Origin of the sequence: Pseudoduganella danionis (assembly GCF_009720775.1) — a bacterium.
Classification (GTDB): Bacteria; Pseudomonadota; Gammaproteobacteria; order Burkholderiales; family Burkholderiaceae_D; genus Rugamonas; species Rugamonas danionis.
This window is the reverse complement of the sequence record NZ_WNKW01000001.1, coordinates 1,840,825-1,861,217: the sequence shown is the minus strand read 5'-3', so window position 1 is coordinate 1,861,217 and position 20,393 is coordinate 1,840,825. Positions and strand designations below refer to the sequence as shown.

The 20,393-nt window shown below is 60.7% G+C and carries 15 protein-coding genes; 2 read left to right on the top strand and 13 right to left on the bottom strand.

Annotation, left to right across the window (positions count from 1 at the left end; genetic code table 11):
- Positions 1–24 precede the first annotated feature (24 nt).
- The 3 genes from GM655_RS08120 to GM655_RS08110 are packed head-to-tail and all read right to left on the bottom strand — an operon-like array spanning position 25 to position 2,292.
- Complete coding sequence (locus tag GM655_RS08120) at positions 25–921, bottom strand: intradiol ring-cleavage dioxygenase (protein WP_155434014.1); 897 nt, start codon at positions 919–921, stop codon at positions 25–27.
- 11 nt (positions 922–932) lie between these two features.
- Positions 933–1,643: a hypothetical protein gene (locus GM655_RS08115; protein WP_155434013.1), complete on the bottom strand. Its 711-nt coding sequence runs from the start codon at positions 1,641–1,643 to the stop codon at positions 933–935.
- Positions 1,644–1,671: 28 nt separating this feature from the next.
- Positions 1,672–2,292, bottom strand: coding sequence for a Spy/CpxP family protein refolding chaperone (locus tag GM655_RS08110; protein WP_155434012.1), 621 nt, complete (start codon positions 2,290–2,292; stop codon positions 1,672–1,674).
- Positions 2,293–2,487: 195 nt separating this feature from the next.
- Between GM655_RS08110 and GM655_RS08105 the strand changes: the two genes are divergently transcribed.
- Together GM655_RS08105 and GM655_RS08100 are read left to right on the top strand one after the other, a co-directional pair.
- Positions 2,488–3,180 (top strand): response regulator transcription factor, encoded by a 693-nt coding sequence (locus tag GM655_RS08105; RefSeq protein ID WP_155434011.1) that lies wholly within the window; start codon positions 2,488–2,490, stop codon positions 3,178–3,180.
- A 4-nt stretch (positions 3,181–3,184) separates the two neighbouring features.
- Positions 3,185–4,681, top strand: a complete 1,497-nt coding sequence (locus GM655_RS08100) for a sensor histidine kinase (protein WP_371866736.1) — start codon at positions 3,185–3,187, stop codon at positions 4,679–4,681.
- A gap of 38 nt (positions 4,682–4,719) precedes the next feature.
- On the opposite strand, the gene GM655_RS08095 is transcribed toward GM655_RS08100, so the two are convergent.
- The 10 genes from GM655_RS08095 to GM655_RS08050 all read right to left on the bottom strand — a co-directional run bounded on the left by GM655_RS08095 (position 4,720) and on the right by GM655_RS08050 (position 20,028).
- Positions 4,720–5,073, bottom strand: coding sequence for a FlxA-like family protein (locus GM655_RS08095; protein ID WP_155434010.1), 354 nt, complete (start codon positions 5,071–5,073; stop codon positions 4,720–4,722).
- 94 nt (positions 5,074–5,167) lie between these two features.
- Positions 5,168–5,734 (bottom strand): dCTP deaminase, encoded by a 567-nt coding sequence (gene dcd / locus GM655_RS08090; RefSeq protein ID WP_155434009.1) that lies wholly within the window; start codon positions 5,732–5,734, stop codon positions 5,168–5,170.
- 55 nt (positions 5,735–5,789) lie between these two features.
- A complete protein-coding gene (locus tag GM655_RS08085) occupies positions 5,790–6,635 on the bottom strand; it encodes an alpha/beta hydrolase (protein WP_371866735.1) in 846 nt (281 codons plus the stop codon).
- A 76-nt stretch (positions 6,636–6,711) separates the two neighbouring features.
- Positions 6,712–9,192 carry a DNA internalization-related competence protein ComEC/Rec2 gene (locus GM655_RS08080; protein WP_155434008.1) on the bottom strand — a complete coding sequence of 827 codons (2,481 nt, stop codon included), beginning with the start codon at positions 9,190–9,192 and terminating at the stop codon, positions 6,712–6,714.
- Positions 9,193–9,255: 63 nt separating this feature from the next.
- Positions 9,256–10,062 (bottom strand): CsgG/HfaB family protein, encoded by an 807-nt coding sequence (locus tag GM655_RS08075; protein WP_155434007.1) that lies wholly within the window; start codon positions 10,060–10,062, stop codon positions 9,256–9,258.
- A 103-nt stretch (positions 10,063–10,165) separates the two neighbouring features.
- Entirely contained in the window at positions 10,166–10,957 is a 792-nt protein-coding gene (locus GM655_RS08070) for a TatD family hydrolase (protein ID WP_155434006.1), read from the bottom strand.
- 3 nt (positions 10,958–10,960) lie between these two features.
- Complete coding sequence (gene lolD, locus GM655_RS08065; RefSeq protein ID WP_155434005.1) at positions 10,961–11,656, bottom strand: lipoprotein-releasing ABC transporter ATP-binding protein LolD; 696 nt, start codon at positions 11,654–11,656, stop codon at positions 10,961–10,963.
- On the bottom strand, positions 11,649–12,914 hold the full coding sequence (locus tag GM655_RS08060; RefSeq protein ID WP_155434004.1) for a lipoprotein-releasing ABC transporter permease subunit: 1,266 nt from the start codon (positions 12,912–12,914) through the stop codon (positions 11,649–11,651). Before GM655_RS08060 ends, lolD begins: the two co-directional genes overlap by 8 nt.
- 145 nt (positions 12,915–13,059) lie before the next feature.
- Positions 13,060–13,776, bottom strand: coding sequence for an FxDxF family PEP-CTERM protein (locus tag GM655_RS08055; protein WP_196308721.1), 717 nt, complete (start codon positions 13,774–13,776; stop codon positions 13,060–13,062).
- Between the two features lie 42 nt (positions 13,777–13,818).
- Entirely contained in the window at positions 13,819–20,028 is a 6,210-nt protein-coding gene (locus GM655_RS08050) for an SdrD B-like domain-containing protein (RefSeq protein WP_155434003.1), read from the bottom strand.
- Positions 20,029–20,393: the final 365 nt, after the last annotated feature.

Genomic DNA, 20,393 nt, shown 5'->3' with positions numbered 1-20,393 from the left:
CACCGGCCGCCTGCCCTTTTCTGCTTAGCTGGCCACCGCCAGCGTCAGCGTGGCCACATAGCCATCTGTTGGGTTGCCCGTGACCGTGGCCATCTGCAGGGAATAACCATCGCTGAAGATATTGTCGGTCGCGTAGCTGATCTGGGCTAGATTGCGTACGCTGGTACTGTAACCCGTCGTTGCGTAGACTTCGTTCAAGGTCGCCATCGGGAAAGTGAATTGCGACGTCTTCAGCCGGTTGGCCGCGCTGGTACTCTTGGCCAATGAAGGATAGACTTCGAAATGCACATGCGGCATACGGCCCGAATAGCAGCCCGGGAAGATGGTCTGGAATGTCAGACTGCCATTGCTATCGGCCGCCTGCACGCCCCGCAGATAGTTCTGCTGCGTGACGCCACTCGAGTACAGCGAATAGTTGCCATCACGGTCGCAGTGCCACAGATAGACGGCGCAGTCAGCCAAGGCTGCGCAACTGCCATTCGCATTCACTACCTGCAGCTTGATCGTGAGGGGCACGCCCGCAGCCGTGCCCGTCATGCCGTTGAAGCTGCTGCGGATGTCACTGCGCACCACGCCCAGTTGAGTCAGCACGTTGACTATGCCACTGCTATTGCTGTTGGTGCCATCACCGGGATAAGGACCGCCCGTTTCTTCCGGTATTACGCTGCAGGCGCCGTTGGTCGGCGTGGTGCTGGTGCCCGGCGTGGTCGTGCTGGTGCCGGTGGTGCTGGTGCCAGTGCTTGTGCTGCTCGTGCTGGAGGCAGCCGTGGTACTGCTACCGCCACCACAGCTTGCCAGTGGCAGAGCGGACGCGCCGGCCAGCAGCCAGCGCAGAGTCTGGCGCCGGTCGCTACCCAGCTTGAGCATGGTGCTCAGGTCTTCCGCCAGACTGTGGCCATGGGCGTTGTCGTTATGCTTCATGGGCATCCTGTTTAAACCGTAGTATTGACCAGATTACCGCTGCTACCGCGGTTCTCCACTTTGCTCGCCAGCGCTTGCAGGAAGGCGGCCAGCTTGCTGCTGGTATCCGAGCTGCTGGTGCTGCTGCTGGTGCTGTCGGTACCGTCGGTGCCATCGCTGCTGACGCTGGTGGTGCTGGCGCTGACACCCAGCTTGTCGAGCAAATTGGCGAAGCTGCTTTCGAGCTCGCTCACCGCATCGCTGCTGTCACTGCTCGCGCTGCTGTCGCTCGAGCCTGAGCTTAGCTTGGAAAGCAGGCTTTGCAGGTCCGATTCCATGCGACCGGGTCCGCCAGCACCGGGACCACCACCCTGGCCTTCGCCACCATAGGGCGGTGCTTCGCCACTACCGCTGCTGCCGCTACTCTGGGCATGCAACGCGCCCATCAGGCTTTGCAGGAAACTGCCCAGTGCATCGGACACGCTGTCGCTACTGGTGCTGGTGCTGCTATCACTGCTAGCGCTGCTGGTGCTGCTGGTGCTACTGCTACTGGAGAAACTGGAATCATCGATGCCGATAGACTTCAGGGCATCGGCAATGGCGGAGGCAAAACCGCCCCCTTCCGGCGGCTTGGGCGGCGGTGCGCCACGGCTCGCTTCGGTGCTGCTGCTGGCACTGCTGCCTACACGGCTAAGGAAACTTAACTGGCTGGTGCTGCTGTTACTCAGGGCATTAATGGACATGGTTCACTCCTAACGTTGTGACAGCGATTCAAGGGCGTGACTGCGGTGGCAAAGGGCGATCGGCCAGCTTCTTACGCTGTTCCGCGCTGAGTACCGCCAGCAATTTCTGTTCGGTGCGCACCTGCTGCAACGCGATGTTGCTCATGGCCGTAGCGGCTTCCTTGGCCAGTGCCACTGCTTTGGCATCGTCGTACTGCTCGGCGTGGCCGAGTGCACGCAGCGCTTCGTTGGCCTTGGCGGCAGCCTTGCCCTGCTCGCGCAGATAGGGCGCTTGTGCATGCAAAATCGCGAACACTTTGTCCTGCTGTGCTTCCGTCAGATCTATGCCGTGCAGGAAGGGAGCACGGTGGCCCGGGCCCATTTCACCCACAGGTGGGTGGCCGCGTTCTGGCCCCATGCCGCCCTGCGGTCCCGGACCTTCGGCGTGGTTGTGGCCGCCATTCGCTGCGCCGCCTGGGCGTGCTTCGCCGCCCTCGGCGCGAACCGGCACCGGCTTCGCGCCCGGGCCGCTTTGCAGCATGTGAGGATGGGCAGGTGCGCCATCCACGTCCAGTTCCGTGGCGCTGGCCAGACCATGGCCGGGCAATAGCGGCAAGGCCAGCAGTCCCGCCAGCAGGAATTGAGTTGCGCTGGCATTCTTAATTTTCATCGTTGCAATCCTCGTCTGGTAGTAAGAGCTACCATTGTCGGCGCGCTGTTTGTTAAGCAACGTTAGCCATAGGTAAATCGATGTAAAGCCAATCAATTGATTTGTGGAAACACTTTGTAAAAGCGGGTAAAACCCCGCCGCTACGCCCGCGCGTACTGCTATGATCGGTCTATTCACACATCATGTTGGGTTGCAATGAAGAGCAAGGTTCTGCTGATCGACGACGACGTCGAACTGGTAAGCATGTTTCAGGAATATCTGGAGCAAGAAGGCTTCGAAGTGAAAACGGTGCACGATGGCGAGGCCGGAACGGCCGAGGCAGGCACCGGCAGCTATGCCATTGCCGTGCTCGACGTGATGATGCCGCGCATGAACGGGCTAGAGACGCTGCGCCGCATCCGCACCCACAGCCAGTTGCCCATCCTGATGCTGACGGCGCGCGGCGACGATACCGACCGCATCGTCGGCCTGGAGCTGGGTGCCGATGATTATGTCACCAAGCCCTGCACCCCACGCGAGCTGACGGCCCGCATACGCGCGATCCTGCGCCGCGCCCAGAGTGCCCCGCTCGACAACGGCATGCCGGCCACACTGACCGTCGGCCAGCTAACCATGTGGCCGGAACAGCGCCGCGCTGCGTGGGCGGGCAACAAGCTGGAACTGACCAGCACGGAATTCAATCTGCTGGAAGTACTGGCCCGTAATGCCGGCAAGCCAGTCAGCAAGAACACCCTGTCGGAACAGGGACTAGGCCGCCCGCTGGCCCGCTTCGACCGTAATATTGACGTGCATCTGAGCAGCCTGCGCCACAAGCTCGGCACCATCGCCGATGGCCGTTCCTGCCTGCAAACGGTGTACCGGCTAGGCTACCAGCTCATCAAGGAATAAGCCTGTGGGCCGCCTGTTCTGGAAATTCTTTGTCTGCATACTGCTGGCCCAGCTGACGGCCACCATAGGCATAGGTGGCGCAGTCTGGCTGCGCAGCCGAGCGCAATCGGAAAACCAGTTGCGCAGTGTTGACACCAGCCCACCCGCTGAAATGGCCATCAATGCAGCGGCCAGCACGCTGGAATTCGGCGGCAGTGCCGCGCTGCGCCGCATGCTGGAAGCCGGTGGGCGCTATCAGGTGTACGCCATCGATGAGCAGAACCACGAACTGCTGGGGCGCGAATTCAGCGCTGCCACCGTGAACGAAGCCCGCGCCATGCTTAAGCGCGATGAACGCCAGCGCGGCCTGCGCCAGCAACGCGGTGCCGATGGCAAACTCTATTTACTGTATCTGCCGGCCCATGGCTTCAATCTGGACCGCCCCATCCTGAAAAGCCTGACCGAGCCCAAGCTGCTGGAATTGCCGGGCCAGCGCCACGGCCCCGAGCCGCACCGCAACGGTGGCGAAGCCCGCGACATCAACGCTGCGGGTGCGGCCCAGCCGGATCAGTCGCGTCCGCCGCCACCACGCGACGGCTTCGACGGTCGTGGCGGCATGCACCGTGGCCCCATGACGCCATGGATACCATTGGCCGCCGCTACGCTGGCCAGCCTGCTGTTCTCGGTCATCCTGGCCTGGTATTTCTCACGCCCTATACGCGCGCTGCGTCAGGCCTTCGATGCGGCTGCCGAGGGCGATCTGGCACCGCGCTTCGGCCGTGGCACGGGTAGCGCCGAACTCAACGATCTGGGGCGCGACTTCGACCGCATGACGGAGCGTTTGCGCACCCTGATCGATGGCCAGACCCGTCTGCTGCATGATGTGTCGCACGAACTGCGCTCGCCGCTGGCGCGGTTGCAGGCCGCGATCGGACTGGCCCACCAGCAGCCGGAAAAGATGGCGGCGTCGATGCAGCGCATCGAACTGGAAAGCGTGCGCATGGATAAACTGGTGGGCGAACTGCTGACCCTGTCGCGGCTGGAAGCGGGCGCCATCCGCACCAGTCAGGAAGAAGTCGGCATGGCCGAACTGCTGGAACAGATTACCGACGATGCGGCGTTTGAAGCCCGCAGCCTGCAGCGCGAAGTACAACTGCATGGCAATACGGACGTGATCGTTTCCGGCCAGGCCGAACTGCTGGCGCGCGCCATCGAAAACGTGGTGCGCAATGCCATCAAGCACAGCCCCGAGCACGGACTGGTCGAGCTACATGCGGACACCCCACAGGGCGGGCGCTGGCTGACCTTGCGCGTACTGGATCGCGGCCCCGGCGTGGCAGAGCAGGACCTCGATACCATCTTCCAGCCCTTCTTCCGCTCCAGTAACGCTGGCGTGGAAGGCCATGGGCTGGGGCTGGCGATTGCCCGCCATGTGGTGGAAGCCCATGGCGGCAAAATAAAAGCCACCAACCGCGACGGTGGTGGCTTGTGTGTGGAACTGCGTTTGCCGCTCAAGCGCTGAGCGGCAGGGGCTGCATCCGCCCCCGCCCTGCGCGACCATCAGGCCGTCGTATCGATCACGCTACCGACCGTGTCATAGCGCTTGTCGCTCGTGCTGGCACTCGTGCTGTTGCTCGCCGAGCTTTGCTGCGAGCTGCTCTGCTGTGACGCCTGCTGGGCCGCCTTCTGTGCCGCAGCGGCCTGCAGCGCGGCGATCTGGGCCTGTATGGCCTGCACCTGCGCTTCGATCAGCTGGGCTTTCTGCTTGCCGGATTCGGACGTGTCCTTGTTGGCCTCGACCAGATCTTTCTGCAAACTTTGCAGCTGCTTCTGTAGCGCGGCAATTGCACTGCTGCTATCCGAACTGCTGCTGGCGGCACTTGCCGATGTACTGAAACCTACTGCGCTAACCATCTTTACCTCCCTAAAACGTTACCATTAATGTAGTTAACGGTCGCGTTTGTGCAGGACATAGCCTGCACAGTGTAAAGATGGGTAAAGCCTGCGCTTAAGCCTTGGGCAGCGTCACGCCGTGCTGGCCCTGATACTTGCCGTTACGGTCTTTGTAGGACACTTCGCAGATTTCATCGCTCTCGAAGAACAACACCTGGGCGCAACCTTCGCCAGCGTAGATCTTGGCAGGCAGCGGGGTGGTGTTCGAAAACTCCAGCGTGACATAGCCTTCCCACTCGGGTTCGAACGGCGTCACGTTGACGATGATGCCGCAACGGGCGTAGGTCGATTTGCCGAGGCAGACGGTCAGCACGCCGCGCGGAATACGGAAGTACTCCATGGTGCGGGCCAGCGCGAACGAGTTCGGCGGAATGATGCAGACATCGCTTTTCACATCCACGAAAGAATTCGAATCGAAGTTCTTCGGATCGACGATGGTGCTGTTGATGTTGGTGAAGACCTTGAATTCATCGGCGCAGCGGATATCGTAGCCATACGACGAAGTGCCGTAGGAAATCACCTTGCGGCCCTCTTCCTGACGTACCTGATCGGGGAAGAAAGGCTCGATCATCCCGTGCTGCTCCGCCATCCGGCGTATCCATTTATCGCTTTTAATCGTCATCGCAAGGCTATCCTTAAGTTCAAGGGCGGCGCAGGCGCGCCGGATGCCCGAGATTTTACGCGAAAGCCCTGCGCTGAGGCAGCTTTTTCCCGCTTTCTTTCCCCGCCTCGGCCAGCAGATTGACGATCATGGCACGGGTTTCCTGCGCCGCCAGCTCGGGCGACTCCATAGGGAACAAATGGCCACCCGGTATGATGCGGAAATGCGGCCCCACCAGCGCCTGCGTGTGGGTGTGGCCGGACTGACTGGTTTCCCACGAATCGGTGCCGCCGATAAAGCCTATCGGCGTGGGGAAAGGCCGCTTCACCAGACGCGACAGATGGTGCGGCAGGCTGGCATAGATACTGGTTTCAACTTCGCGCGTAAAACGCAGCTGCACGCCTTCGGGATGGGGTTTGAGGCCGCTGCTGATGTAGTCGTGCAGCACGCCGGGCGCCCATGCAGCGAAGATATCCTTGCCGGCAAAATGCTGGTAGGCCGCCTCGGCATCCGGCCACACATTGCGTCGGCGGATAGAGTTCTTGGCCGGCGGCACACGGAAGGCATTGCCGCTCAATTTGATCAGACGCCAGAACAGGGCACGCCAGCCGGCCACCACGGGCGCATCGAGCATGACCACGCAACGCACCAGATCGGGCCGCGCACGCGCTACCATCAGGCTCAGCATGCCGCCCAGCGAATGCCCGACCAGAATCACCGGTTCAGTGTAACGGGCGGTCAGTTCGCCGATGTACTCTTCCACCAGCTTGGGCCAGCCATCGCTCACGGGGTAATGGGTGCTGTGGCCGTGCATATCCAGCGCCTGGATGTCGAAATCCTGCTCCAGCGCAGCAAAGTACTGGCGGTACACGCCTGCCGGATAGCTATTGGCATGCGCAAAATGCAGCTTGGGCTTACTCACAAGCAGTCTCCCTATCGTTGTTTTTGAACGATTGTAATGGCAGTCAGGCGCCAGAACTTGGGCAAAAGGCTCTAATTTATCGGCCGTACCAGTAGCGCACGTGGCGCTCACGATAGGCGCTGATCTGCACAGTCGTATCGAAGCTGAGTTCGATCGCGCCGCTCTCGTCGGTGCGCCAGCGCTTGATCTGCTGCGCGCCGTAACGGGCCCAGACAGCGGGATGGGGATGGTGGTAGCGATTGCGGTAACCCAGCTGGAACAGCGCGTGTTCGGGCTGTACAGTCTCTAGAAACTCCAGCGTGGACGAGGTCTTGCTGCCGTGGTGGGGCGCGAGCAACACGCTGGCGCGCAACTGGCTGCCATAACGCTGCACCAGTGCGTGCTCCTGTGCAGCTTCGATATCCGCCACCAACAGCAGGCTACCAGCAGCCGAACTGATTTTCATGCTGCAGGCACGCGCATTCGGTCTGATGCCCTGCGCTGCCAGCTCCGCTGCAGGCGGGTGTAGCATCTCGAAATGCACGCCATCCCAGTCCCACTGCTGGCCGGCCCTGCACGCCATGGACTGTCCGGCCATGCGCAGCAGCGCATGCCCTGAAGGCAGCGAAGACCATAGCGGCACGCTCGGCATGGCCGCGAGGATGGCTTGCGCGCCGCCGGCATGGTCGCTGTCGCTATGGCTGACGATTAGGCCGTCCAGCATGGCGATACCGCGCGCCTGCAAGTAGGGCAGTATGATGCGGCTGCCCGCATTGGCCTCCCGTCCATAGGCGGGGCCCGTGTCATACAGCAGGCGGTGGTTGTGCGTTTCCACCAGCACAGCCATGCCCTGCCCCACATCGAACGCTGTTACCTGCATGGCGCCCGGGCACGGTGCGCGCGCTTGGGCTAGCAGCAGCGGAATCCAACTGGCCAGCCCGAGCCAGCGTAGCGGCCAGCCGCGCGGAGCCAGCAGCCATAAGGTTCCCAGCAAGGCCCAGCAGAACAGCCCCAGCGATGCAGCGGGTGCCTGCCACACTGCCAGCGGCTGCGCTGCGAGCCATGTCAGCAACTGCGCCAGCATGGCGAACAGGACGTGCGCCAGCCACAACAGCAGTGAGCACAACGGTTGTGGCGCCACGCTGCCCAGTAATGCTAATGGCGTGATAATCAGGCTGACGAGCGGTATCGCGAGCGCGTTGGCCACTGGACTGACCAGCGATATCTGCGCAAACAGGAGCAGCGTCAAAGGTAACAAGCCCATCGTCACGGCATACTGCGCATGCGCCGCCTCGGCCAACACGCCGTGGCAACGTGCCAGCAGTGGCCTGCTTACCGGCTGACGCCCACTGCCGGGATCGGGCTGCTGGCCGTGACTGCTGCCTCGCAGCCGTCCGCTTCCTGCGTACAGTAACACCGCTACCGCACCAAACGAGAGCCAGAAGCCTGGCCACAGCACTGCCCACGGATCGAGTAACACCACCAGCAGCAGCGCGCTGCACAGCACGTGACTGAAACGGGCAATGCGCCCGCTCCACAAAGCCAGCGCGACCACCAGCAACATGTACAGCGTGCGCTGGGCGGGAACGCCTGAGCCTGCGAGCATTACATATGACCATGCGACCAGCGCACCGGCTAGTGCCGCCACTTTCTGGGCTGGTAGCACTAAAGGCAGTTGCGCCGCGGTGAAGAAGGAACGGCGCCATAACCAAGCCGCGCACATCGCGGCAAGACCCGCCACCATGGTGACATGCAGACCCGAGATGGAAATCAGGTGGCTGATGCCCGTGCGCGTGAAAACCTGCCAGTCGGGCGCACGGATGCCATGCTGATCGCCCACCACCAGCGCCACGATGACTGGGCTATAGCGCCGTCCCGCCAGTTCGGCTTCGATACGACTGCGCAGCCCACCGCGCGCGACTTCTATCAGGCAGGTAGCGCAGGCAGCGTAGGCATCAAGCAGTCGTGCCTTGCCGGTGTCGCGTACATAACCCGTGGCACGCAGGCCCTGCTCAAGCAGCCACACTTCGTAATCGTAGCCGTACGGGTTGGCATTGCCGTGTGGGCGTTGCAGACGCACCGTCAGCTCCCAGCGCTGGCCCGCGTGCAGCGCGGGCAATGCTGCTGTCCCTTGCTGCGGCTGGTGGTAGCCGCTGTACCAACCTAGCGCTAACCGTGCAGGGATGGCGCCCGCCGTTGGTGACAGCACGCGCTCAACACGGAAATTGAAGCGCAACCCCTGAGTACTCCGACTAGGCAGGCTGTCGATGATGCCCGTCACACGCAGATCGCGCCCCTCGTCCTGCCGATGCAGGTTTTCAGCCAGCGCCAGATAGGCCAGCAACGCAGCCCAAAGGAAGCCGCCGATAGCGCCACAGCATACGGGCGGCAAATGGCGCAGCAACCCCACTGGCCGGCGGCCCCACTGGCCGTAGCGGCGCTGCACACCAAGCCTATCAAGCGGGGCAAGGCCGCAAATACATGCGGCAGCAGCCAGCACGTACGGCCACGTCGGCAAACTGGCCTGCTGCTGCAACAGCAGCACACCACCGACAAAGCTGATGCTGAACAGCCGCATGACTTAGCCCGAAGTGCCTATCGCCCTACCTGCACGCAAGACCGACATTACGCCTAGCGCGAACTAGCGCGGCGCGACATTGCTGGCCTGCACGGCCACATGCTCAGTGATATTCGCTGCTGCCAGCGTCGTGGTGATGAAAGAGCTGGCCCGTACCAGCAGGTCGCGCGCCACTTCCTCCAGCGGCGAGCCGCTGATGCTGGCGTGGTTGCCGCCCAGCGCAACGCCGCCACCCCAGCCCAGTGCGCCTATGCCGAAACCGTTCTTCTCGTTATTCGCCTGAAAAGTGCGCGAGGCGACGACGCGAGCCCGCCGCACGTCCACCACGCGGATATCCATATTCATGTGCACCCGCGATTTCTTGTAATCGATGGAACCGGCGATCAGCCCCAATACGCCCCCCAGACTACTCAAGCCGCCAAGCCCCGTCGAACTCTGCTCGAAGCCCAGTGATGTAATCGAGCCGCTGATCAGATAATCCGCTGCTTCCGCTTCCACCTTCTTGCCGACCAACGCCAGTTCCCGGTTGATTTCATCGATCGTGGCGCGCTCCTGTACATCAAAGCAGCCGGTTTGGGTCAGGGCCGTCGCCAGCATTTCTGTCATGCCTGTACCGACTCCCGTATAGCTGGGCTGGGCCACATTGCCCGCACGCTCCCACCAGCGGTACTGGCGCGGATCGTTCTGCCCTGCCCCGCTCGAGCAATCAGCCGATTTGCATTTGAATTCAGAAAATACTACTTTGGCGGCCGGTTGGCTGCAGCGCGGCACATCGACAACGCGCTCGATCACCTCACTGGTTTGAGCCGCAACAGGCAGGCCAACGCCCAGCAGCATGGCACAGCAGCACAGCGCTATCGCTCTTTTCATGGCGTCGCTCCGGTCAGGATGGCTTTCAGGTCTGCTGATTATGCGCGTGCACGCCGCCGGAAAACCTACCGTGCGCTAGCACTTGCTGCTAGCTTGAACTGCATCAAAGGGGCAGCCGGGGCAGTACCGCCTGCGCGTTGGCCGTGGTGGCCTGCGCCACTTCTGCTAAGGGCAGCCCGCGCAACTGGGCCAGTTCGGCACCGATGCGGGCCAGCTGGTCCGGGCTGTTGCGGCCCGGATGTATCCAGCTCGGTGCAATATCGGGAGCATCCGTCTCGAGCACGATGGCCGACAGCGGCAGCTCCGTGGCCAGACGGCGGATCTGCAAGGCGCGGGTATAGGTCATTGCGCCGCCAAAACCCAGTTTGAAGCCGGCATCGATATAGGCCTGTGCCTGCTGCATGCTGCCATTGAAAGCATGAGCAATGCCGCCGGCGGGCCGGATCTGGCGCACATGCTTGAGCACCACATCCTGCGAACGCCGCACATGCAGCAACACCGGCAGTTCAAACTCGCGCGCGATCTTCAGCTGCTCGCGCAGGAAATGGATCTGCTTCTCGCGCATGGCCAGTTCGGTCAGCATGGGAATAAAGAAATCCAGCCCGATTTCGCCCAGCGCGACAAAACGCGGATCGGCCATGGCGGCTTCGACCTGCCGGCGCAGCACCAGCAGATCATCCTCGCTGGCCTGGGGAACGTAGATGGGATGGATGCCGAGCGCATAGCTGGCATTGCCGGCGCTGGCGGCCAGCGCCGCCACCGTGGCGAAATTGGCCGCCTCGACAGCCGGTATCACGATCATCTGCACACCCTGCTGGAGCGCCAGCACGGCCTGCCCCACGCCATCTCCGGCAAACTCGTGCGCATCCAGATGGCAGTGGGTATCGATCCACATGGGCTAGTCCTGATACGGCTGCAGGCCGCTATCGGTCAGCCGCAGCACGCGGTCGCAGCGGCGCGCCAGTTCCAGATCATGGGTGACGATGACGAAGGCTGTACCCAGCGTGCGCGACAGTTCCAGCATCAGATCGAAGATCTGCTGGGCCGTGGCCTGATCGAGGTTGCCGGTCGGTTCGTCCGCCAGCACGCAGGCTGGCTGGGTGACCAGCGCGCGAGCCAGCGCAACCCGCTGGCGCTCGCCGCCGGACAGCTCGCCCGGCACGTGGGTGACGCGTTTGGCCAGATTCACGCGGGTCAGGATGTCTTGCGCCGCGCTGCTTGCCTGGGCGCGTGGCTGGCGCCGTATCATCAGCGGCATGGCCACATTGTCCAGCGCACTGAACTCCGGCAGCAGGTGGTGAAACTGGTAGACAAAGCCCAGCGCCGCGTTACGCAGCTCGCCCCGTACGCTTTCGCTCAGGCTGGCGAAGTCCTTGCCTTGCAGCGTCACACTGCCGCGGGTCGGCGTATCGAGGCCGCCCAGCAGATGCAGCAGGGTCGATTTGCCGGAACCGGAAGCGCCGACGATGGCCACGCGCTCGCCGCGCCGCACATCGAGGTCGATGCCGTTCAGCACCTGCACCGAATAACTACCCTGCGTGAAGGTCTTGCCCAGATTGCGGCACGACAGTACCAAAGCTTCCTGATTACTCATAACGCAGTGCCTCCGCAGGTTTCACGCGGGCGGCCCACCAGCTCGGGTACAACGTGGCCACAAACGCCAGCAGTACGGCCACGCCACCGATCTTGAACACGTCAGGCCAGCGCAGGTCGGACGGCACGGTGCTGATGTAATAGATATCCTTGGACAAGAACTGCACTCCCAGTAAATGCTCGATAAACGGTACGATCACGTCGATGTTGAGCGCCACCAGCACGCCCAGCCCGACGCCAATGATGGTGCCCAATATGCCCACCAACGCGCCCTGTATCATAAAGATCTTCATGATGGAACGCGGCGTCGCGCCCAACGTGCGCAGGATGGCGATGTCGGCCTGCTTGTCGGTCACCGTCATCACCAGCGTCGACACCAGATTGAACGCTGCCACGGCGATGATCAGCGTCAGGATGATGAACATCATGCGTTTTTCCGTCTGTACGGCAGCAAACCAGTTGGCATTCAGTTTGGACCAGTCGCGCATGATCAAGTCGCCCGACATGCTGTTCTTGAGTTGCTGCGCCACTTGCGGCGCCTGATGCATATCTACCAGCCGCAAACGCAGGCCGGCCGGCGCATCCAGCCGCAGCAACTTTTCCGCATCGGTTAGATGGACAAACGCCAGCGCGGAATCGAATTCGTTATGCCCGGCTTCGAATATGCCGACCACCGTGAAGGTGCGTACGCGCGGCAGCACACCGGCCGGCGTGGGCTGGCCTTGAGCCAGCGCCAGCGTGACCTTTTCGCCCAGATTGACGCGCAAGGCACGCGCCAGTTCGATGCCCAGCACGATGTTGTAGCTACCCGGCTGCAGCGCATTGAAGCTGCCGCGGCGCGTCTGCTTGGCCACGTCCGACACATTCGGCTCCTGCTCCGGCAGCACGCCACGGATGATGGCAGGCCGCAGCACATCGTCACGTACCAGCATGCCCTGGGTTTCGGCGAACGGGGCGGCGCCGATCACGGCGGGATTGCGGCGTGCTTCGGCCGCCGCCGCGTGCCAGTCCGGCATGGCGCCGCGCGCATCGAACACTTCCACGTGGGCCAGCACGGACAGCATGCGGTCCGTGACTTCCTTCTGGAAGCCGTTCATGACGGACAGCACGACGATCAGAGCCGCGACACCGAGGCCGATGCCGGCCATGGATATCAGCGAAATAAACGAGATAAAACTATTGCGCCCGCTGCGCTTGCCAGCGCGCGTGTAGCGCAGGCCGACCAGCCATTCGAAGGGCAAATTCTGCATAAGACTCATGGGCTCCGGTGAAGGTTTGCATAGACGAGCCCGAAGTGTGCCACATATTGGCACCAAAGCGGGAGACAGCTTAATTAAGAACAATAAAAAACCGCGCCGTGCAGGAGTGCTGCGACGGCGCGGCCGGGCTTAGATTCTCAGGGAATTAAGCGAATTTTTCGTTCTTTTGCTTGCGACGGCCAACCAGACCGACCAGGCCCAGCCCCACAGCCATCATGGCCCAGGTATCCGCTTCCGGTACGGCAGTTACTTCGCGTACGCCCAGCAGCTGCTGCGACTCGACACCATTCGCATTGCCTTCAAACGTTACGTAGCTATAGTGATTCACGCCCAGGGTATAGTTGCTCGCACTTACCAGCATGGCAGCAGCCATATCAACAGTAGGGCTCTGACCGGCTGCAAAATACTGCTTGCTATTTGCATCGACATAGCTCAGGTTGTTGTCGTCGTTCTGCAATTCCCACAATGCCAGCTGGAATGCCTTCTGCTTTTCAGCATTGCCGACAGTGCTGGCAAACGAAGATTCGTACAGCTTGCGCACATCGGCCGATGGCGTGAAATTATAGCTTGCAGTGTAGGTAGCGCCCGGCTGTACGTCTACGTCTGGCTGGATGCAGTAAGCAACGTAACGCTGCGTCGCGTTGTTTGCATTAAACATTTCATAAACCTGTACGCCGATATACAGCGACCCCGCGAATTCCACGTCTTTGAAATATTTGCTGCCCGCAGCATTTACTTCGATATTTTCTTCAAGAAGTTTCGTGCTCGAATACACATCCGGCGACGCGTAGCTGGCGGTGGCGAAAGTCAGGGCGGCAGCAGCAACTGCGGCTTGCATTACTTTGTTGAATTGAGTTTTCATAATGTAATCTTAGTTGTCTTTAGAATATTTTATCAAAAAATCTTAAATAAGTGCAGGAATTTGATTTTGGCCAACTAACGTTGTCACAATTTCACCACCAATCAGATCGGCAATCGTCGCCGTGGTAACGCCCGCAGCCTGTGCATCTTCGCGCGCCACGTTGAAGTAGACGTCAGTCATGTCGGCGCTCTGGCCATTGCTCATCACCACGCTGCTGCGTTCCAGATGCACGTTGTTATTGGCATCAACGAACGGCAGTTCCACATAGCTCACCTTGAGGCTGGCCACACCGGCCTGCTCCAGCGACATCAGCTCGCCCGCATCGGTCTTGCCGTTGCTATTGGCGTCCTGCCAGATACGCAGGCTGGCAAACTGGGCATCCTTGGCATCGACCACGCCATCGTGGTTGCTGTCATAGGTTTCCAGCTTGGCGAAGCCCGAACCTTTGGCGGCGCCGCCGAACAGCTCGCTGATATCGTCGATGCTGCCATTGCCATTGCTGTCGATGGCCAGGAAGCCGTCGCTGGCCGACAGCCAGCCGGTCTGAATGGCTTTGCCCGTGCCCAGCAGATCGAAGCTGCCCGTCATCGCTTCACGTGCGATGGTGTGGATACCGTCGCCGTTCAGATCGATCGCGATCGGGGTGATGGTGGCATCCCAGCTCATATCGTTCTTGCCCGAAGTCAGCGTGATGCTGTCGGTGTGGGTCACATTGGCGTAGTCCTTGCCATCGCCTACCACGTCCGAGTCGATCGCATCATTGCTGCCGACGTTCTTCACACCCCACTTCCAGTTGCTCATGTTGTAGGTGCCTTTGTCGGAAGCGAAAGTCACCGTCACATTGGTCTTGTCGAATACCAGATAGTAGGTGCCTGGGTTCAGGTCGGCGAACTTGTAGTTGCCGCTAGCATCGGTCTTGATGGTCGAACCCACCTGCTTGTTGGTGGTCGAATCGAACAGCGAGACGCTGATGCCGCCGATACCCTCTTCGCCGCTATCCTGCACGCCGTTGTGGTTGGCGTCGCGCCAGACCTTGTCACCGATGCTGGCTTTACGGTACACACCGGCGTCCTTGTTGCTGACGTCCTGGCCCGAGGCCAGCGTGATGGTATCCATGCGGCCCGTGCTGCCGCTGACGCTGGTGATGTCCGAATTGGTGGTGCTGGTACCAGCGCCCGTCTTGGTGAAGTAGTAGCCGGTCTTGTTGGTCACTTCCACCTGATACGAGCCTGCTGCCAGACCGGTGAACTGGTACTGGCCGCCGTCGTGGGTGACGGTGGTGGCTTTCAGGACGTTGTTGGCGTCGTACAGTTTCACCGTTACGCCGTCCACGCCTGCTTCACCGGCATCCTGCACGCCGTTGTAGTTGCTGTCTTCCCACACCAGATTGCCGATGCTGGCCGACTTGATCAGGCCCGCTTCGCGGGTCAGATCATTAGTGCCGGAGCTGACGCTGAACTGCGACGTCACGCCATTGGCGCCAGCATCCGAATCAACGCTGTCATTGCTGCCCTGATCCTGCTTGGTGAACATATAGCCGCTCGGTGCATTGAACTTGACCGCATACTTGCCCGGACCCAGATCGGTGAACAGGTAGTTACCGCTAGAGTCGGTCACATCGGTAGCAACTACCACACCTTTTTCGTTCAGCAGCGAAACCGTGACATTGGCTGCGCCCAATTCGGCCGACTGCTTGATACCGTCGCCGTTCGTGTCGTACCAGACTTTGTCGCCGATGCTGGCTTTCTGATACAGGCCCGCATCGAGGTTGCTGACATTCTGGCCGGCCGCCACCGTAACCGTGCCGAGGCTGCCGCTGGCATCGGCGTCACTATCGAGCGCGCGGTCAGTGCCAACGCCGGCCGTGGTCAGGCTATAGCCAGTTGGCGCTTTCACGCTGACCGAATAGGTACCGGCTTCGACCGAGAACTTGTAGTTGCCGTTGACGTCGGTCGTGGTGGTCTTGACCACATTACCGGCAGCATTGCGCAGTTCCACCGTCACACCGGCTTTACCGCTGTCGCTGCCATCGTCCTGCAGACCGTTGCCATTCTTGTCGATCCAGACCTTGTCGCCTATCGTTGCAGCAGCCACCACGCCAGCATCGACCGATTTATCGGTCTGGCCGGACACCAGCGTGACGTTGTGCGACACACCATTGGCCGCCACGTCCGAGTCCAGCGTATCGCTGCTACCCTGATTGGCCTTGGTGAAGCTCATGCCTTCCGGCAAAGAGTTCTTGTCGAACTGCACGGTGTACACGCCCGGCTTCAGCTTGCTGAACATGTAGTTGCCATCGCAATCGGTGGTCACTGCATTGCCTACCTGCTTGCCGTCGGCATCGAGCAGAATCACTTTGACGCCCGCCACGCCGCATTCGTCGTAATCCTGCAGGCCGTTCTTGTTGCTATCGAACCAGACACGGTCGCCTAGGGCCGCAGCTTTGTACAGACCGGCATCGACGGTGTTATTGACTTCGGCCGCAGCCAGCTTGACGACATTGCTCACGCCGGCGCTGCTGAAATCGCTATCTTTCGCATCATCGGTACCTGCATCCTTGCTGGTGAAGCTATAGCCGCTCGGTGCCGTGACGGACACCGTGTAGCTGCCCGGATCGGCGGTAAAGGTGTAATGACCGGCCGCGTCCGTAGCAGTGGTTGCCACCACTTTGCCGCTAGCATCCTTGAGCTGCACAGTTACACCGCACAAGCCGCTTTCGCCGCTGTCCTGCACGCCATTGCCGTTCTTGTCTTCCCAGACGGTGTCGCCCAGCTTGGCCTGGATCGCCATCACGCCAGCGTCCAGATCATTATTGACCTGACCCGAGGCCAGCGTGACCTGGGCGGTTTTGCCCGTCGTGACGTTGGCATCCGAATCCTTGGCGTCGCTGCTGCCCTGATCGGCACTAGTGAAGATGTAGTTGGTCGGCAAGCTGGTCTTGTCGAACTGTACACTGTAAGTGCCCGGCTTCAGGTTGGTGAAGCTGTAGCTGCCATTGGCATCCGTGGTGGCGCTCACGCCGGTCGGATTACCGGCCTGATCCAGCAGGATCACTTTCACGCCGGCCAGACCCAGTTCGCCCGTATCCTGCAGACCGTTGCGGTTGGTATCGAGCCAGACGCGATCGCCCAGCGTCGCACCTTTATACAGGCCGGCGTCGAGGTTGACATTACTCTGGCCCGGAGCCACGCTGATCAGATCACTCTGGCCGCTGGCATCGATGTCGCTGTCCACGCCATCGTTGCTGCCTGCATCCTTGCTGGTAGCGAACATGCCGTCCGGTGCCGTTACCGAGATAGCATATTTGCCCGCATCAACGGTGAAGCTGTACTTGCCGTCGGTACCGGTGCTGGTGGTCTTGACGATATTGCCTGCTTCGTCTTTCAGATCGACCTTGACGCCAACCAGACCGGCCTCGCCCGCATCCTGGATACCATTGCCGTTCTTGTCTTCCCACACCCGGTCGCCGATGGTCGCTTGCAGCGCGACCACACCGGCATCCAGATCATGGTTGGAGCCGCCCGAGGTCAGCGTGACCTGCTGGGTCAAGCCGGTGCTGGCGTCCGCATCAGAATCGAGCGTGCCATCCGTGCCGGCATGGGCGCTGGAAAATGCATAGCCCGTACCCAGGGTGGTCTTGTCAAACTGTACGCTGTAGGTGCCCGGCTTAAGATTGTTGAACAGGTAGTGGCCATCCACATCAGTGGTGCTGCTGGCCACAACTTTGCCTGCGCTGTCGAGCAGCGTCACCTTGACGCCTGCGCGACCGGTTTCATCGGTATCCTGCACGCCGTTACGGTTGGCATCATTCCAGACTACGTCACCCAGCTCAGCGAACTTGTACAGACCCGCATCCATGGTGGTATTGGACTGGCCAGCCGTCAGCGTCACGCTGCCGCTTGTGCCGGCTGCATCGATGTCGCTGTCAGCCGCCGCATTGCTGCCCTGATTTTTAGCCGAGATGCCATAGCCGATAGGTGCCGTGACAGCGATCGAGTATGTGCCAGGATCGACGGTGAAGCTGTACTGGCCGCCATCGTGACTGACGGTGGAAGCAACCGTGTTGCCTAAGCTGTCCTTCAGGTCGACTTGCACGCCATCGATCCCCGTTTCGCCACTGTCCTGCACGCCGTTGCCATTGCTGTCTTCCCACACGCGGTCACCCAATGTGCCCTGCTGTATGGTCAGGCCGGCACGCACGGTCAGGTTGTCGCCAGAAGCCAGCGTTATCTCGCCCGTCTTACCGCTACCCGTATCGGCGTCGGATCCGCCGCCGCCCGGCGCGCCCTGAGCAGCCGACGTGAAGTTATAGCCTACGGGCAAAGTGCTCTTGTCGAACTGCACGCTGTACACGCCCGGCGCCAGACCGTTGAACTGGTAATGGCCGTTGGCATCGGTGACGGCGGAAGCGCCCGCTACCGGATTGCCGTTAGCGTCCAGCAAGGTAACCTTGATGCCGGCTGCGCCCACTTCACCATTGTTCAGACGGCCGTCGCGGTTGCTGTCGATCCATACGACTTCGCTGAGCGACGCCGGGCGGTAGATGCCGGCATCGACATCCCGATTGACTTCGCCGGCACCGACTGTAACGGTCACGTTGCCGCTGCTATTCACATCGCTATCGAGCGCGCCATCACTGCCCTTGCCCGCTGCTGTGAAACTGTAGCCGCTAGGTGGCGCCACCGAGACCGTGTAGGTACCGGGATCAACCGTGAAGCTATATTGGCCGCCATCATGGGTGGTGACGGTGCTTACCACTTTGCCCGAAGCATCCTTGAGACTGACCAAGGCACCGTCGATGCCCTGCTCGCCTGCGTCCTGCTGGCCATTGCCATTCGTGTCTTCCCACACGCGGTCGCCAACGGTGGCCTGACGTACCACGATGCCGGCATCCAGATGTTGAGCGGTATCGCCAGACTTCAGCGTCACCTGTGCGGTGCCGCCAGTGTCGAGATCGGCATCCGAATCCTTGGCGGCGTCGCCGCCCTGGCCCTGGGCCGTGAACAGATAGTCGGTCGGCAGCGTGGTCTTATCGAACTGTACGCTGTAGCTGCCCGGTTTGAGGCCGCTGAACTGGTAGTGGCCATTCGCGTCCGTGGTGGCGGTCACGCCGGTAGGCTGGCCGCTGGCGTCGAGCAGGCTCACTTTGACGCCGGCCACGCCGGTTTCGCCATCATTCTGGATGCCGTCGCGATTCGTGTCGTACCAGACGGTGCTGCCCAGCGATACCGGACGAACCAGACCGGCATCAGCCTTGTTGTTGGTTTCGCCCGGCGTCAGCGTGATGCTGCCAGTATTGCCCTGCGCGTCGATATCGCTGTCCGTCGCATCACTGCCGCCGGCAGCCTTGCTGGTGGCGGCATAGCCGTTCGGCGCCTGCACGGTAACCGAGTACGTGCCGGGATTGACGTCGAATTGGTATTTGCCGCTGGCATCCGTCTTGGTGGAGGCGACCACGTTGCCGCTACCATCCTTGAGTTCGACCACGACATCGCCGAGACCGGCTTCGCCGCTGTCCTGCACGCCGTTGCCATTGGTGTCTTCCCACACGAAGTCGCCGAGATGGGCTTTAGGCACATTAAAGATCAGATGGTTTTCAACCACGCTGGTGTCGGCCGCGCCCGGGCCTACGGTGCCGCCCGTGTCGCGCACATGGAAGCCGACGTCGAAGCTGCCCGCCTGAGTCTGGCTTGGCACGAAGCTCAGATGGCCGGCATCGATATCGGCTACCGTAATTTCCGTGTTGGCCGTCACTTCCACGCCATTCAGCATCAGCTGGCCAGCGCTAGGCAGCGACGTCACGATCACGGATTTGAAACCGTCATGCTCGACCGGATCGACAAAGCCGAAATCCGTGGACGACAGCACTACGGCTGCGCCATTGCTCAGGTCAAACACCTTGTTCCCGGCTACCGGCGCATCATTAACAGGATCAACGTTGACGGTCAGGCCCAGATTGACGGCTGTGCCGCCGGCCTTATCTTCAACCACCAGATCAAGCGTGGTGAACTTACCGAACCAATCCTTCGCCCACTCGCCGGGACGGACATAAACAGTATCTTTGTCGACCATACCGAACAGACCGGTATTCACGGTTGACTTGCTACCATCAGGCAAAGTCACCGTAATCGACGTAATGCTCAATTCCGATGTGCTATTGAATCCGGCCTTCTTCAGCAGGTCGCGGATCTCGAACGTATTTTGTGTATCTTCAAATACATTGATGCTGGTCTTAACAAGTTGAACACTCATGCCAGTACCTCTGCTTTATCGCCGCTGAAAGTGGAATTCGTCATTTTTTTTAGTCTTAAAAAGTTGTTCTTGGATTAATTGAACAGGCCGGAAAGACTGTTGACGGGGCTGGGTCAGCAGTGGTCGGCTTGATTTACTTCAGGCAGAGACTGGATCAGAGTCATGCCTAAAAAACATTTGTATTGTCGAGATTATAGCAAAATTTATCCAAGTGCAATGATTTTTTCCCAAGAAAAAATTCTCTCTAGTATTCAATTATTCCAATTAGCAACATTCCCTGGCCGCCCCGTGTTAGCCTACAATGACGGAATGAACCAGCTTACTGTTGCACTACCTTTTGCTCTGCCGCCCGCCGAACTTGCTGG

What these genes read in the sequence shown, in the direction of transcription:
- GM655_RS08120 (WP_155434014.1), bottom strand. Translation starts at nt 921, where the DNA reads ATGAAGCATAACGACAACGCCCATGGCCACAGTCTGGCGGAAGACCTG.
- GM655_RS08115 (WP_155434013.1), bottom strand. Translation starts at nt 1,643, where the DNA reads ATGTCCATTAATGCCCTGAGTAACAGCAGCACCAGCCAGTTAAGTTTC.
- GM655_RS08110 (WP_155434012.1), bottom strand. Translation starts at nt 2,292, where the DNA reads ATGAAAATTAAGAATGCCAGCGCAACTCAATTCCTGCTGGCGGGACTG.
- GM655_RS08105 (WP_155434011.1), top strand. Translation starts at nt 2,488, where the DNA reads ATGAAGAGCAAGGTTCTGCTGATCGACGACGACGTCGAACTGGTAAGC.
- GM655_RS08095 (WP_155434010.1), bottom strand. Translation starts at nt 5,073, where the DNA reads ATGGTTAGCGCAGTAGGTTTCAGTACATCGGCAAGTGCCGCCAGCAGC.
- dcd (WP_155434009.1), bottom strand. Translation starts at nt 5,734, where the DNA reads ATGACGATTAAAAGCGATAAATGGATACGCCGGATGGCGGAGCAGCAC.
- GM655_RS08080 (WP_155434008.1), bottom strand. Translation starts at nt 9,192, where the DNA reads ATGCGGCTGTTCAGCATCAGCTTTGTCGGTGGTGTGCTGCTGTTGCAG.
- GM655_RS08075 (WP_155434007.1), bottom strand. Translation starts at nt 10,062, where the DNA reads ATGAAAAGAGCGATAGCGCTGTGCTGCTGTGCCATGCTGCTGGGCGTT.
- GM655_RS08070 (WP_155434006.1), bottom strand. Translation starts at nt 10,957, where the DNA reads ATGTGGATCGATACCCACTGCCATCTGGATGCGCACGAGTTTGCCGGA.
- lolD (WP_155434005.1), bottom strand. Translation starts at nt 11,656, where the DNA reads ATGAGTAATCAGGAAGCTTTGGTACTGTCGTGCCGCAATCTGGGCAAG.
- GM655_RS08060 (WP_155434004.1), bottom strand. Translation starts at nt 12,914, where the DNA reads ATGAGTCTTATGCAGAATTTGCCCTTCGAATGGCTGGTCGGCCTGCGC.
- GM655_RS08055 (WP_196308721.1), bottom strand. Translation starts at nt 13,776, where the DNA reads ATGAAAACTCAATTCAACAAAGTAATGCAAGCCGCAGTTGCTGCTGCC.
- GM655_RS08050 (WP_155434003.1), bottom strand. Translation starts at nt 20,028, where the DNA reads ATGAGTGTTCAACTTGTTAAGACCAGCATCAATGTATTTGAAGATACA.